The 12949-nt window shown below is 60.8% G+C and carries 13 protein-coding genes and 1 pseudogene; 5 read left to right on the top strand and 9 right to left on the bottom strand.

Annotated features, from left to right (window positions below; all coding sequences use genetic code 11):
• Window positions 1-68: 68 nt before the first annotated feature.
• The 3 genes and pseudogenes from M8Q45_RS24440 (at window position 69) to M8Q45_RS24430 (ending at window position 2550) form a co-directional block, all read left to right on the top strand.
• On the top strand, window positions 69-1148 hold the full coding sequence (locus M8Q45_RS24440) for an SDR family oxidoreductase (protein WP_249876727.1): 1080 nt from the start codon (window positions 69-71) through the stop codon (window positions 1146-1148).
• A 205-nt stretch (window positions 1149-1353) separates the two neighbouring features.
• Window positions 1354-1740: pseudogene (locus M8Q45_RS24435) on the top strand (EamA family transporter); the annotation flags it as partial.
• 129 nt (window positions 1741-1869) lie between these two features.
• Window positions 1870-2550 (top strand): EcsC family protein, encoded by a 681-nt coding sequence (locus M8Q45_RS24430; protein WP_249876726.1) that lies wholly within the window; start codon window positions 1870-1872, stop codon window positions 2548-2550.
• Window positions 2551-3244: 694 nt separating this feature from the next.
• Here M8Q45_RS24430 and M8Q45_RS24425 read toward each other — a convergent pair.
• Genes M8Q45_RS24425 through M8Q45_RS24405 form a run of 5 tightly spaced genes read right to left on the bottom strand, consistent with a single transcriptional unit; the run spans window position 3245 to window position 7150 of the window.
• The gene (locus M8Q45_RS24425; RefSeq protein WP_198796087.1) at window positions 3245-3880 is read right to left on the bottom strand and encodes an SCO family protein; all 636 of its coding nucleotides are present in this window, start codon (window positions 3878-3880) and stop codon (window positions 3245-3247) included.
• Window positions 3877-4776 (bottom strand): heme o synthase, encoded by a 900-nt coding sequence (gene cyoE, locus M8Q45_RS24420; protein WP_030139141.1) that lies wholly within the window; start codon window positions 4774-4776, stop codon window positions 3877-3879. Before cyoE ends, M8Q45_RS24425 begins: the two co-directional genes overlap by 4 nt.
• Window positions 4764-5843, bottom strand: a complete 1080-nt coding sequence (locus M8Q45_RS24415; RefSeq protein WP_249876725.1) for a COX15/CtaA family protein — start codon at window positions 5841-5843, stop codon at window positions 4764-4766. The genes cyoE and M8Q45_RS24415 overlap by 13 nt, the downstream gene beginning before the upstream one ends.
• Window positions 5844-5853: 10 nt before the next feature.
• On the bottom strand, window positions 5854-6447 hold the full coding sequence (locus M8Q45_RS24410; RefSeq protein WP_249876724.1) for a PA_0111/PP_0108 family redox-active disulfide protein: 594 nt from the start codon (window positions 6445-6447) through the stop codon (window positions 5854-5856).
• On the bottom strand, window positions 6413-7150 hold the full coding sequence (locus M8Q45_RS24405) for an SURF1 family protein (protein ID WP_249876723.1): 738 nt from the start codon (window positions 7148-7150) through the stop codon (window positions 6413-6415). The genes M8Q45_RS24410 and M8Q45_RS24405 overlap by 35 nt, the downstream gene beginning before the upstream one ends.
• 70 nt (window positions 7151-7220) lie before the next feature.
• Between M8Q45_RS24405 and M8Q45_RS24400 the strand changes: the two genes are divergently transcribed.
• Window positions 7221-7424, top strand: coding sequence for a twin transmembrane helix small protein (locus M8Q45_RS24400; protein WP_249876722.1), 204 nt, complete (start codon window positions 7221-7223; stop codon window positions 7422-7424).
• A gap of 8 nt (window positions 7425-7432) precedes the next feature.
• Here the strand turns inward: M8Q45_RS24400 and M8Q45_RS24395 are convergent, their stop codons facing one another.
• From M8Q45_RS24395 to coxB, 4 genes are all read right to left on the bottom strand, one after another.
• Complete coding sequence (locus tag M8Q45_RS24395) at window positions 7433-8320, bottom strand: cytochrome c oxidase subunit 3 (protein WP_249876721.1); 888 nt, start codon at window positions 8318-8320, stop codon at window positions 7433-7435.
• A gap of 24 nt (window positions 8321-8344) precedes the next feature.
• A complete protein-coding gene (locus M8Q45_RS24390) occupies window positions 8345-8896 on the bottom strand; it encodes a cytochrome c oxidase assembly protein (RefSeq protein ID WP_249876720.1) in 552 nt (183 codons plus the stop codon).
• Between the two features lie 121 nt (window positions 8897-9017).
• On the bottom strand, window positions 9018-10610 hold the full coding sequence (gene ctaD, locus M8Q45_RS24385; RefSeq protein ID WP_030139148.1) for a cytochrome c oxidase subunit I: 1593 nt from the start codon (window positions 10608-10610) through the stop codon (window positions 9018-9020).
• An 82-nt stretch (window positions 10611-10692) separates the two neighbouring features.
• Window positions 10693-11820 (bottom strand): cytochrome c oxidase subunit II, encoded by a 1128-nt coding sequence (coxB, locus tag M8Q45_RS24380; protein WP_249876719.1) that lies wholly within the window; start codon window positions 11818-11820, stop codon window positions 10693-10695.
• A 373-nt stretch (window positions 11821-12193) separates the two neighbouring features.
• Here coxB and M8Q45_RS24375 point away from each other — a divergent pair, with 373 nt between their 5' ends.
• The gene (locus M8Q45_RS24375; protein ID WP_249876718.1) at window positions 12194-12844 is read left to right on the top strand and encodes a hypothetical protein; all 651 of its coding nucleotides are present in this window, start codon (window positions 12194-12196) and stop codon (window positions 12842-12844) included.
• The last annotated feature ends 105 nt before the right edge of the window (window positions 12845-12949 follow it).

The following is a 12949-nucleotide window of genomic DNA, read 5'->3' as shown; positions in this document are numbered from 1 at the left end:
CACCGCTTGACTGTAGAGTTGGGTCGATAGATTACGCTCGATTTTTCACCTTAACCAGGAGCAGGGAAATGAGCGTGGAGTGCTTTGTCACGGGGGGTACCGGCTTCATCGGCCAACATCTGGTGGCGTACCTGAGTGCAAAGGGACACACCGTTCGGGTGTTGATGCGTCGCCCGGAGCGACTGGCTGCACTGCGCGAGCAAGTCGACAATTTGGGAGGAAGCGGGACTCGGGTATTTGCCGTGGCGGGCGATCTGGAACGGGACAACCTCGGGCTGAGTCTTGCTGACCGAGAAGTGCTGGGGCACGCCCGCGTCATATTCCACCTGGGCGCCCACTTCGCTTGGGGGCTTTCGGTGGAGCAATCCCGTGCGGTGAACGTGGAAGGGGCCAAGCGCGTGGCGTTGTTGGCGGCCGGGCAAAAAAGCCGGTTGGTGATGATCGGCGGCTACATGCTGAAAAATCATGAGCATCTGCGACGCATCGGGATTGATCCTCGTTCTCCGGAGCTGACGAATTGGCCTGACGTCTACCGGCATGTCGGTGGATACGAGGGGAGCAAGCTGGAGGCGCATTTTGCGACCCTGGAGGTCATGTCCACCTTGGGCGGGGAGATCACCGTCGTCCACCCCGCGACGGTGTGCGGCCACAGCCGCACGGGGCATATCGTTGAGGGTCAGCCGCTGGTGGCGCTGATACGCAACCTGGCACAGGGAAAGTTGACCGCAGTGCCCGGGACCGCCGAGCACTGGCTACCCCTGGTTACCGTGGATTACCTGGTTGAACTGGTAGCGGCTTGTGCGTTTGATCCGGCCGTGGTGGGTCAGGAACTGCTGGCGCTTGATGACCAGGGGCCCAACTTGCGAGAACTCCTCGCAGAGGTCGCAAAACCCCTTGGCATAAAGTCGCCCAAGCATCACATTTCGCTGCGATTGCTGAAGTGGCTACTGAAGATTCCTCCCGTCGCGCGCTTTTTGAACAGCAAGCCCGAAGCCTTGGACTTTATCCAGACCACTCGTTTTGATACAGCGGCGCTCGAGCAGTTTGCCAACAGGCATGGAATCGCCAAGCCGGATATACGCCAGGCATTGCAGCACACCGCAACGTTCGTCAACTCGTATTGCCTGGCGCAGGATAGGGCCCGCTGAGGATTCATCAAGTTGGAATTGCAAAACCCTCGTGCTTGAAATCGGCCTGTGCGCCGTCGAGGCGGGGTGGCATGTTAACGACCGAAAAATCACCGACAGGGATCGTCCTCAATGCAATCCACTTTCAGCAAAGGCGTCATGTTTGCACTCTCCGCTGCGGCACTGAACGCAACGATCGGTGTGCTCAGCAAAGTCCTCATGAGTACGCATGGGGGTGTCGGGGGGGCTGCATTTCACCCGACAATTGTTGTTCTTCGGCAGCCTTTACCTGCTGATGCCGGCGGCGGCCGATGGTTTCGCGATCGGCGAGCTGACGCCGCTGGCGATCATCGCACTGCTGGCGCTGGCCGCGCTGCCAACCATCCTGGGCTTCTTCTGCACCACCAAGGCTATCGAGTACCTCAAGCCATCCCAAGTGCAGGCGCTGGAGCTGACCGAACCCCTGTTCGCCGCGCTGTTGGCGTTTGTGGCGCTCAATGAAGTGCCGCGCGATAGCCTGTATGCGGGGGCGGCATTGATCATCGTTGGCCTGTGTTTCTCCAATGAGCTCATCCGCTTGGGTCGCAAAATATCTGTTCCTTCGACTGAGTGAGCTGTTTCGATCCTGACGACTTCCACATAGCCAAGGGTGTAGTGTTATTTTGATATCAATTGTGCCACCCTCCGCGTTAGCGCTCAGGCTCGAAAACCGCTGATCAATATCACTCGAAAGGAATCCGGCATGACCACGGAAAAAGAAGAAGGCAGCTCCTCATTGATGAAGATGGTAGAAGCCATCGCCATTAGCCCGCAGGACGCCCGTGAGCTGGTCGCCCAGTATGAGAGTCAGGCACGCAGCTCGGTGCCGTCCGCCACGGATGAAAAAATTCAAGACGCCGTTGTCGACAAGATCATCAGCCGCTATTCAAAACTGGCCGCGACGTCTGGCGCAGCCACTGCTCTTCCGGGTGTCGTTCCGGGTATCGGCACTGTGGTGAGCGCTATTGGAGGAGGAGTGGCGGATATTTCGGTATGCATGAAGCTGCAGATCGATATGACCATGTGCCTGGCGGTCGCCATCAACGGCAAGATGTCCAATGAAGATGCCAAGCACATGTCGTACATCATTGCGCTATACGGCTCCCTGGAGCAGATGGGCTCTGCCACTGCAACCAAAATCGCCAGCAAGGCCGGTGTGCGTATGGTGCGTCAATATTTGAAGGGACCGACGCTTCAGATCATCAAGGAATTGTTTGCCAAGATCGGCATCTCGTTCACTCAGAAAGCCGCAGCAAAAGTGATTCCGTTCGGCATTGGAGTCATCGTTGGCGGAACGGCGAACTACGCGCTTACCACCTACGTGGGCAAAGCCGCTCGCGACACTTTCCGCCTGAATTTGAAAGAAGAGGCGACCGCGGAGTAACTACCATTGCGAAACTGGGACAGACCACGATATTGCGTTCACCTGTAATCTGACCGTCTCATAATCGTGGGCTGTCGCCATTTTCTCGCTGAAAAAAACGGGTTCGGTAGGAGCTGCCGAGTGGAGCGAGGCTGCGATCTTTTGATTTTGGTCGTTCGCTCATGACTTAATTGTCTGGGACAAGATCGCAGCCTCGTTGCACTCGGCAGCTCCTACACAGCTTCCTACACAGCTCCTACAGGTGCGAAACGGGGACAGACCACGATTTTTGGTCTGTCCTCGTTTTCACGCTGAAAAAAACGGGTTCGGTAGGAGCTGCCGAGTGGAGCGAGGCTGCGATCTTTTGATTTTGGTCGTTCGCTCATGACTTAATTGTCTGGGACAAGATCGCAGCCTCGTTGCACTCGGCAGCTCCTACACAGCTTCCTACACAGCTCCTACAGGTGCGAAACGGGGACAGACCACGATTTTTGGTCTGTCCTCGTTTTCACGCTGAAAAAAACGGGTTCGGTAGGAGCTGCCGAGTGGAGCGAGGCTGCGATCTTTTGATTTTGATCTTTTCACTCATGACTCAATTGTCTGGGACAAGATCGCAGCCTCGTTGCACTCGGCAGCTCCTACATAGCTCCTACACAGCTCCTACACAGCTTCCTACACGGCTCCTACAGGTGGAGCGAGTCTCCTTGCTACGCCGTTATTTCCGCTTAAGCATCTCCGGCAACTGCGCCACCAGCTTCTGGTTATTCAACGGCGCGCGAATAAACCCACGCTGGGTGCCGTCCGGTCCAATCACGGCGAGGTTGCCGCTGTGATCAACCGTGTAGTTGGGCTTGCTGGTGTCCGCCGGAATGAAGGGAATGCTCACCGCGTTGGCGAGTTTCTGCAGGTCTTCCACCGAGGCGGCGGTCAGGCCTTTGAATTGCGGATCGAAGTAGCCCAGGTATTGCTTGAGTTGCTTGGGCGTGTCGCGGTTCGGGTCGACGCTTACCAGCACGATCTGCAACTTGGCCACCGCCTCGGGCGGCAGTTCGCTCTTGATCTGGCGCAGTTGGGCGAGGGTGGTCGGGCAGATGTCCGGGCAGAAGGTGTAGCCGAAGAACAGCAGGCTCCACTTGTCTTTCAACCCGTCCATCGCCACGGGCTGGCCGTCCTGGTCGGTCATTTTCACGTCCGGCAGGTTACGGCTCTGGGGCAGCAGGATGATGCCGGCGTCGATCAACGCCGTCGGGTCACCCTGGCCTTTGCTGGACAGCACCTTGTTGATGGTCAGGCCGAGGATCAGTGCGATCACGGCCGCGAGGATGAAGACGGTTTTCTGGGTTCGAGTCATAGGCTCAACAGTAAGTAATGGTCTACGAGCAGGGCGATGAACAGCAGGAACAGGTACCAGATAGAGTACTTGAACGTGTTGATCGCCGCGTGCGGCCGGCTGCCACGGTACAACACCACGGCCCATTGCAGGAACCGTGCACCCAGTACCAGCGCGCAGACCAGGTAGATCAAGCCACTCATCTGGATCACGAACGGCATCAGGCTCACCGCCAGCAGCACCAAGGTGTACAGCAGGATATGGATCTTGGTGTAGTGCTCGCCGTGGGTCACCGGCAGCATCGGGATGTCGGCCTTGGCGTATTCCTCCTTGCGATGAATCGCCAGGGCCCAGAAGTGGGGTGGGGTCCAGGCGAAGATGATCAATACCAGCAGCAACGGTTCGGCGCTGACATGGCCGGTGGCCGCGACCCAGCCCAGCAGTGGCGGCGCAGCACCGGCGAGGCCGCCGATGACGATGTTCTGCGGCGTCGCCCGTTTGAGGAAGCCGGTATAGATCACGGCGTAACCGAGCAGCGAGGCGAGGGTCAGCCAGGCGGTCAGCGGGTTGGTAAAGACCAGCAGCATGGCTTGGCCAGCGACGGCCAGCGCCAGGGCGAAGGTCAGCGCGGCGGCCGGCGAGACCCGGCCCTCGGCCAATGGCCGCTTGTGGGTGCGGGCCATGACCGCGTCGATGCGCCGGTCCACCACGTGGTTGACCGCCGCCGCGCCGCCAGCGCACAAGGCGATACCCAGGTTGCCGAACACCAGGACCGTCCACGGTACTCCGGCGCGGGTGGCGAGGAACATGCCGACCAACGAGGTGATCAGCATCAGCACCACCACTTTCGGCTTGGTCAGCTCCAGGTAGTCGCGCCAGATCGCCTGGCTGTGGCGTTCACCGGTCAAGGTTGCCATGGCATCTCTCCTTTTATCGTGATGGGCCCGACGCCGTGTTTATGCGGATTGAAGCGCCAGCGCAGCGGGACCTGATGCTTGACCCGGACCAGGCTGGTGCGGGCGTGATAATTGACCAGCACCAGGGTCAGCAGCAGTGCGGCGCCCCCGGCGTTGTGGGCCACCGCCACCGGCAGCGGCAAGTGGAACACGACGTTGCTGATACCCAGGGTAATTTGCGTTCCCAGTGCGACGAGCACCAGCCCCGCCAGTCGGGTCATGCCCACCGTTTTCAACTGCCAGGCGAGCCCCAGCAGCACGACGGTCACCAGCAGCGCGCCGATGCGGTGAGTCAGGTGAATGGCGGTGCGGGCGTCGCTGTCCAGTTGCCCGCCCAGGTAGTTCGGGCCGATGTGTTGGGTCAGGTGGAAGCCATTGGCGAAATCGGCGGGCGGCATCCATTGGCCATGGCAGGTGGGGAAATCGATGCAGGCCACGGCGGCGTAATTGGAGCTGACCCAACCGCCCAGGGCGATCTGGCCGATCACCAACAGCAACCCGGCCGTGGCCCAATGCTGCAGGCGCTTGGGCACGGTCAGCGCGGGCAATACGCCGGACAATCTCAGCGTCAGCAAAAACAGCAGGCTCAACGTTGCGAAGCCGCCGAGCAGATGTCCGGTGACCACTTGCGGCCAGAGCTTGAGGGTCACGGTCCACATGCCGAATGCCGCCTGGGCGAACACCACGGCCAGCAGGAACAACGGCAGTTTCAATGGCAGGCCGGGGTGACGGCGGTTCATCCAGGCCCGGGCGGCGAGGGTGGTGATCAACAATCCCAGGGTCCCGGCAAAATACCGGTGGATCATTTCGTTCCAGCCTTTATGCGCTTCCACCGGCGTGTCGGGAAAATGCAGCTCGGCATGGGCCAGTTGGGCTTCGCCCTTGGGCACGCTGATGAAACCGTAGCAACCGGGCCAGTCGGGGCAACCCAGGCCGGCGTGGGTCAGCCGTGTGTAGGCGCCCAGCAGAACGACGATCAGTGCCAACAACGTGGCGAACAGCGCGAGGCGAAATCCTGGTTTGGCCATGTCGGTGCCCTCAGCCGATGTTCGACAGTTTCAGCAGGTGGCGCAGGTCGTTGAGCAGGTCCTTGCCCTTGACCCGGGCGTCGTAGCGCAGCACCAGGTTGCTGTGCGGGTCGATGATCCACAGCTGCGCGCCGCCGGAGCCCTGGGCGCCTTTCTGATAGGCCGGCAGGTCCAGCGGGTAGCGTTGCAACTGGGGATACTCGCGTTTCAACTGCGCGTCGTACTCGCTGTCCAACGGTTGCGCGATGGCCAGGGCATGGCTGGCGCGACCGGCTTCACGGCCCAGGCCGATCTGCACCTGCCGGGCCAGATAGACCAGTTGCCGGCAATCCACCGAACATTCCTGCGGCGCCGTCACCAGGATCTGCCAGCGCTGCTCATCGGCCTGCACACCGATCTCGGCGCGGGTCTGGCCGTTGCCGATCAGCTCGCCGTGGTAGCTGCGGCTGTCGGGTACCCAGAACTGGAATTTGTACATGCCGGTGGCGAGGATCATCGGGCCGATCACGCCGAGCACGATCAGCAACAGTTGCAGGCGTCCCTTGCGGCGGTTGTGCGCCACAGGCGCCTCAGACGTGTTGGTTGGATTCATGGTGTTCCCCATGGTGTCTCCCTGCGTTGTGCCATCCGAGATAAAGGAAAAGGCCAAACAGCGCCGCCGCCATGGCGAACCACTGCACGGCGTAGCCGAGGTGTTTTTCCGGACCCATGGAAACCACCGGCCAGTCAGTCCGGTAGGCGCCGGGGCCGCTTTGTTGCCTCAATTCGTGGGCGAAACCGCCGCGCCCCAATTCGGTCCAGAGCTTGTCCGGCTCGACGGCGGTGACCAGCCGCGGCCACGGTGCGCCAGCCGGGTCCGCGTGGAGCTGGAACGTCGCACCCGGTGCGACATAGACCCAGGCCTGCAGGCTCACGGCGTTTTGCGGTGTGTTGAAGACGGGCGGGGTACGACGGTCGGGCCAGGGCAGCCAGCCGCGATTGACCAGCAGCCACAGCCCGCTGGCCTGGTCGAGGAACGGTTGCAGCAACTCGACGCCGACCTTGCCGTCGTGCTGGCGGTTATCCAGCAGGATGCTGTGCTCGGCGTCGAACTGGCCGTGCAGCGTGACCGGTCGAAACGCGGGGTCGGTGGTCTGCGCCAGCTCGGCGCTGTCCATCGGCGGCGCCACGCGGCGCTCGGCGTAGGTGTCCATGAGCACCCGCTTCTGCTCGCCGCGGCTCAATTGCCAGAACCCCAGGCACACCATCACCGGCACCAGCACGGCCACCACCAACGACGGCACGATGCCCGGCCGGAAGCCTTTCATGGCGTCGCCCGAAAGCTGTTCAACGGGATAGCTATACTCACGTGCATCGCGTCCCCCCGGAGTGTCCTCAATGCTCAAAGCAGCCATCGTCCTGATGCTGATCGCCACGATTGTCAGCCTGTTCAGCGGCTTGTTTTTTCTGGTCAAGGACGAAAGCAATTCCAATCGCTTGGTCATTGCCCTGGCGATTCGTGTCTCCCTGGCCGCTGTCACCGTCGGCTTGATCGCCTGGGGTTTTTTCAGCGGCCAGTTGGTCTCCCATGCGCCTTGGTAAAAGCGGCCTCAGAGCACGTAGACGAAGATGAACAGGCCGATCCACACCACATCGACGAAGTGCCAGTACCAGCTCGCGGCCTCGAAGCCGAACTGATGCTCGTTGTCGAAATGCCCGCGCATGATGCGCATCAGCATCACGAACAAGATGATCGTGCCGATGGTGACGTGGGCGCCGTGGAAGCCGGTGAGCATGAAGAAGGTCGCGCCGTAGACGCCGGAACCCAAGGTCAGGCCCAGCTCTTTATAGGCGTGGATGTATTCCTCGGCCTGGAAGCCCAGGAAGGCGCAGCCCAGCAGCACGGTGATCGCCAGCCATAGCTTGAGCGCGCCGCGATGGCCTTTTTTCAGCGCGTGGTGGGCGATGGTGACGGTGACGCTGGAACTGACCAGCAGCACGGTATTGAGCAGCGGCAAGCCCCAGGGGCTGATCACATCCTTGGGCGCCGGGAAGAGTTTCGGGTCCGGGTTGTTCAGCAGGGGCCAGGCGTATTCGAAGCTGGGCCAGAGCATGTGGGCCAGCCCCTTGGAACCTTCGCCCGCCAGGGCCGGAACCGACACCATGCGCACGTAGAACAGCGCGCCAAAAAACGCGATGAAGAACATCACCTCGGAAAAGATGAACCAGCTCATGCCCCAGCGGAACGAGCGGTCGAGCTGCGCGCTGTACAAGCCGGCGCGACTTTCCTTGACCACCGCGCCGAACCAGCCGAACAGCATGTAGGCCACCAGCAGGCCGCCGACGAAGAAGATCAGCGGCCCGTGGGATTCGGGGCGCGCCGCCTTCAGGTCGTTGAACCAGGTCGCCAGGCCATACACCGTGACGAACATCCCGACCGTGGCGATGATCGGCCATTTGCTCTGGGCCGGGACGTAATAGTGCTCATGAGTTGCCATTTATTGTTCTCCTTATCGGGCACGCTATCGGTCAGTGTTTACAGCCACCGGAGGATGACGAGCAGTGATATCGAACAGCGTGTAGGACAGCGTCAGGTGCTTCACTTCCTTGGGCATGTCCCGGTCGACGATGAAGCGCATGGGCATTTCGATGCGTTCGCCGGGTTGCAGCACTTGCTGGGTAAAACAAAAACATTCGGTCTTGTGGAAATACGCCGCCGCGGTGCTCGGCGAGATACTCGGCACCGCCTGGGCACTCATCGGCCGGTCGGTGGGGTTGTGGGCGACGAACACCATCTCGTTGACCGCCCCTGGCTTGACCACCAATTGGTCGCCCTTGGGGTAGAAATCCCAGACCATGTCCACCGCGTTGGTCGACAGGAACTGCACGCGTACCTGCCGCGACTCATCGACGACCTGCTCGCCTTCGTACTGCCCGGCGGTCTTGCCGTTGATGCCGAACGCCTTGCACATCACGTCGTAGATCGGCACCAGGGCAAACCCGAAGATGAACATGGCCACCACCACCAGCAGCAGGCGGGTGACCAGTTTCTTCATCGAAATCGAATCAGCCATGGTTTTGAGCCTCTACCGAGAACCCTGTGGGAGCGAGCTTGCTCGCGATTGCAGCGACTCGGTGTGTCAGACACACCGCCATCGCGAGCAAGTTCGCTCCCACACAAGGCCCCGGTGTCATCTATTTCACTTCCGGCGGCGTGGTGAAGGTGTGATACGGCGCCGGCGACGGCACGCTCCACTCCAGCCCTTCGGCGCCATCCCACGGCTTGGCCGGCGCTGCGGGGCCGCCACGGATGGTCTTGATCACGATGAACAGGAAGAAGATCTGCGTGGTGCCGAACATGAACGCGCCGATGGACGAGACCATGTTGAAGTCGGCGAACTGCAGGTTGTAGTCGGGAATCCGCCGGGGCATGCCCGCCAGGCCGACGAAGTGCATCGGGAAGAACGCCATGTTCATGCCGATGAACGAGAGCCAGAAGTGCAGCTTGCCGAGGGTTTCGTCGTACATGTGGCCGGTCCATTTCGGCAGCCAGTAGTAGGCCGAGGCGAAGATCCCGAAGATCGCGCCGGGCACCAGCACGTAGTGGAAGTGCGCGACCACGAAATAGGTGTCCTGGTACTGGAAGTCCGCCGGGGCGATGGCCAGCATCAGCCCGGAGAAACCGCCGATGGAAAACAGGATCACGAACGCCACGGCAAACAGCATCGGCGTCTCGAAGGTCAGCGAGCCCTGCCACATGGTGCTGGCCCAGTTGAACACCTTCACCCCGGTGGGCACGGCGATCAGCAGGGTCGCGTACATGAAGAACAGCTCGCCCACCAGCGGGATGCCGACCACGAACATGTGGTGTGCCCAGACGATGAACGACAGGAACGCAATGGCGGCGGTGGCGTAGACCATCGAGGTGTAGCCGAACAACGGCTTGCGCGAGAACGCCGGGATGATCGAGCTGACGGCACCGAAGGCCGGCAGGATCATGATGTACACCTCGGGGTGGCCGAAGAACCAGAACACGTGCTGGAACAGCACCGGGTCACCACCGCCGGCGGCACTGAAGAAACTGGTGCCGAAGTGGATGTCCATCAGCATCATCGTCACGCAGCCGGCCAGCACCGGCATCACTGCGATCAGCAGGAACGCGGTGATCAGCCAGGTCCAGACGAACAGCGGCATTTTCATCAGCGTCATGCCGGGGGCACGCAGGTTGAGGATGGTGGCGATCACGTTGATCGCGCCCATGATCGAGCTGATGCCCATCAAGTGGATGGCGAAGATGAAGAACGTCACGCTTTCCGGCGCATAGGTGGTGGACAGCGGTGCATAGAAGGTCCAGCCGAAGTTCGGCCCGCCGCCCGGGGTGAACAGCGTCGAGACCAGCAGCAGGAACGCCGCCGGCAACAGCCAGAAGCTGAAGTTGTTCATGCGCGGCAGGGCCATGTCCGGCGCGCCGATCATCAGCGGGATCATCCAGTTGGCGAGGCCGACGAACGCCGGCATCACTGCGCCAAAGACCATCACCAGGCCGTGCATGGTGGTCATCTGGTTGAAGAATTCCGGCTGGACGATCTGCAGGCCGGGCTGGAACAGCTCGGCGCGGATCACCATGGCGAACGAGCCGCCGAGCAGGAACATGGAGAAGGCAAACCACAGGTACAGCGTGCCGATGTCCTTGTGGTTGGTGGTCAGTACCCAGCGCATCAGTCCCTTGGCGGGGCCGTGGGCGTGGTCGGCGCCGGCATGACCGTGGTCATCGATCACAGCACTCATGTCCTGTCTCCTTCGAACGAGTGGGCTGGACGGCCCGGGGCGCTGAGCCCCGACCGGTTGCGGGAACAAGCGTCAGGCCGGCTCATTGGCTTTGCGCCTGTTTGAGTTCCAGCACTTCTTTAGGCGTAACCATGTCGCCCTTGTTGTTGCCCCAGGCGTTGCGTTCATAGGTCACGACCGCGGCGATGTCGACTTCCGACAGCTGTTTGCCGAACGCTGCCATGGCGGTGCCGGGCTTGCCGTGGAAGACAATGCTCAGGTGATCAGCCTTGGGCCCGGTGGCGATCTTCGAGCCCTTGAGCGCCGGGAACATCGGCGGCAGGCCCTGGCCTTCGGCCTGGTGACAGGCCACGCAGGTGGTGTGATAGATCTTGTCGCCACGTTCCTTGAGTTCGTCCAGGGTCCATTCCTTGGTGGTCAGCTCCTTGAGCTGCGCGGCTTCGGCCTTGCGTTCGCCCAGCCATTTCTCGTAGTCGGGCTTGCTCTTGACCTCCACCACGATCGGCATGAAGCCATGGTCCTTGCCGCACAGTTCGGCGCATTGGCCGCGATAGATGCCGGGCTTGTCGACGCGGGTCCAGGCTTCGTTGACGAAACCAGGAATGGCGTCGCGCTTGACCGCGAAGGCCGGCACCCACCAGGAGTGGATCACGTCGGCGGAGGTCACCAGAAAGCGCACCTTGGCATCGACCGGCAGCACCAGCGGCTTGTCGACCTCCAGCAGGTAGTGCTCGCCCTTGGCGCTCTGGTTATGGATCTGTTCGGCGGGGGTCGCCAGGTTGCTGAAGAACTCGACGTCCTGGCCCAGGTACTTGTAATGCCACTTCCACTGGTAGCCGGTGACCTGGATATCAATGTCCGATTCGCTGGAGTCGTACATCTTGATCAGCGTGGCGGTGGCCGGAATCGCCATCAGCACGAGGATCAGGAAGGGCACGATGGTCCAGAGGATTTCGACGCGGGTGTTTTCGTGGAAGTGCGCGGCGTTCTGGCCGGTTGAGCGGCGGTGCATCATCATCGACCAGAACATGGCGCCGAAGACGATGATGCCGATGACCACACAGATCCAGAAGATGGTCATGTGCAGGTCGAAGACTGCGTTGCTGATCTGTGTGGCTCCAGGCGCCATATTCACAGTCCAGGCCGCTTGCGCCTGGCTGAAAATCGACCACAACAGGAGGCCCATCCATACGTGTGGATGTCGCGTCATTGCGGGTTCCCCTTATCGTTCTTGTTATCCCGTAGGCGTAAAGCCTGCGGCAAGGGATCGGCTTTTCAGACTGCTTAATTGACTCGCCGCGCCTTGCTGCACATGCAATCGGGTGTCATCAGCTAACTCCATTCCAACCCGAGTATAGACAGCACCTGCAACCTCGCAACGCGATGGCGTAAATCGTTTGAAACAGCCGGGGCTTGCGCTAGAGCCCACGAATGGAGAAGGATGCAACCTGAGTGATGGCAAACCGATATAACAGCGATGAATCAAGGAAGGGGCGGTTATGAAAAATAGGTCTTAGGAGTTTTTTTACGCCAGCTAAGTTATGTCATTCCTATTTCATTGCCTGTTGTTTCCTGGAGTTGTCATGAACACCGCCGCATTGCGCGAGCAGATCCAAAAAGCCCAACAACACGAGGCCGAGACCGGCCTGTTGAGCCGTCAGTTGGCGGACCAGTTACCCACGCTGCACCCTGCCATCCAGTTGCCGGATGCGAACGCCAATGACGTCCTGGCGCGGTTTGTCGCTGCCTACATCAACGAAGTGCCTGACCTGCTGGATGCGGCCAATGACGTCGCCAAGGAGGCGGGTATCGAGTCGCAGATCAAACCCGTACTGAAAATTGCCGAGCAATATTTTCTCCAGCCTCCGACGATCATGGCCGGGCATGTCGGGCTCAATAGCCTGCTGGACGAAGCCTACCTGGCGCACCGGTTTGTCGAAGAGGTGAACGACCTCTACATCAAGCATTTCGGCCAGCCACTGATCCCCTTGGACATGACGGTCGCCAACCTGATCGCCCACCAGTTGATCGGCGAGGCATTTGCCAACCAGCTCGACGAAGTGGTGCATCACACGTTCGATGAGATGCTCAACGACGAAACCTTTGCATTGGAGTCGGTGGAAGCCTATCGCGAGAAACTCAGCAGCCCGGAGACCGGCGCGGCCTGGAAGCGCTGGCCGTGCATGTCCCGCCGCTTGGGCGTGGGCCTGGAGCTGGATCAGCCGGCGGCTTGATCCCTCAGGAAAAAACAAAACCCCCTGTGGGAGCGAGCTTGCTCGCGATGGCATTGGGTCAGCCACCTCGCAGTCGACTGATCCACCGCCATCGCGAGCAAGCTC

Source organism: Pseudomonas sp. T1.Ur, from assembly GCF_023516725.1.
Taxonomy (GTDB): Bacteria; Pseudomonadota; Gammaproteobacteria; order Pseudomonadales; family Pseudomonadaceae; genus Aquipseudomonas; species Aquipseudomonas alvandae.
This window is presented reverse-complemented; position numbering and strand designations above follow the sequence as displayed.

Excerpts from the sequence above, each read along its gene's own strand:
- M8Q45_RS24440 (WP_249876727.1), top strand. The coding sequence starts at position 69 with ATGAGCGTGGAGTGCTTTGTCACGGGGGGTACCGGCTTCATCGGCCAA.
- M8Q45_RS24430 (WP_249876726.1), top strand. The coding sequence starts at position 1,870 with ATGACCACGGAAAAAGAAGAAGGCAGCTCCTCATTGATGAAGATGGTA.
- M8Q45_RS24425 (WP_198796087.1), bottom strand. The coding sequence starts at position 3,880 with ATGACTCGAACCCAGAAAACCGTCTTCATCCTCGCGGCCGTGATCGCA.
- cyoE (WP_030139141.1), bottom strand. The coding sequence starts at position 4,776 with ATGGCAACCTTGACCGGTGAACGCCACAGCCAGGCGATCTGGCGCGAC.
- M8Q45_RS24415 (WP_249876725.1), bottom strand. The coding sequence starts at position 5,843 with ATGGCCAAACCAGGATTTCGCCTCGCGCTGTTCGCCACGTTGTTGGCA.
- M8Q45_RS24410 (WP_249876724.1), bottom strand. The coding sequence starts at position 6,447 with ATGGGGAACACCATGAATCCAACCAACACGTCTGAGGCGCCTGTGGCG.
- M8Q45_RS24405 (WP_249876723.1), bottom strand. The coding sequence starts at position 7,150 with ATGAAAGGCTTCCGGCCGGGCATCGTGCCGTCGTTGGTGGTGGCCGTG.
- M8Q45_RS24400 (WP_249876722.1), top strand. The coding sequence starts at position 7,221 with ATGCTCAAAGCAGCCATCGTCCTGATGCTGATCGCCACGATTGTCAGC.
- M8Q45_RS24395 (WP_249876721.1), bottom strand. The coding sequence starts at position 8,320 with ATGGCAACTCATGAGCACTATTACGTCCCGGCCCAGAGCAAATGGCCG.
- M8Q45_RS24390 (WP_249876720.1), bottom strand. The coding sequence starts at position 8,896 with ATGGCTGATTCGATTTCGATGAAGAAACTGGTCACCCGCCTGCTGCTG.
- ctaD (WP_030139148.1), bottom strand. The coding sequence starts at position 10,610 with ATGAGTGCTGTGATCGATGACCACGGTCATGCCGGCGCCGACCACGCC.
- coxB (WP_249876719.1), bottom strand. The coding sequence starts at position 11,820 with ATGACGCGACATCCACACGTATGGATGGGCCTCCTGTTGTGGTCGATT.
- M8Q45_RS24375 (WP_249876718.1), top strand. The coding sequence starts at position 12,194 with ATGAACACCGCCGCATTGCGCGAGCAGATCCAAAAAGCCCAACAACAC.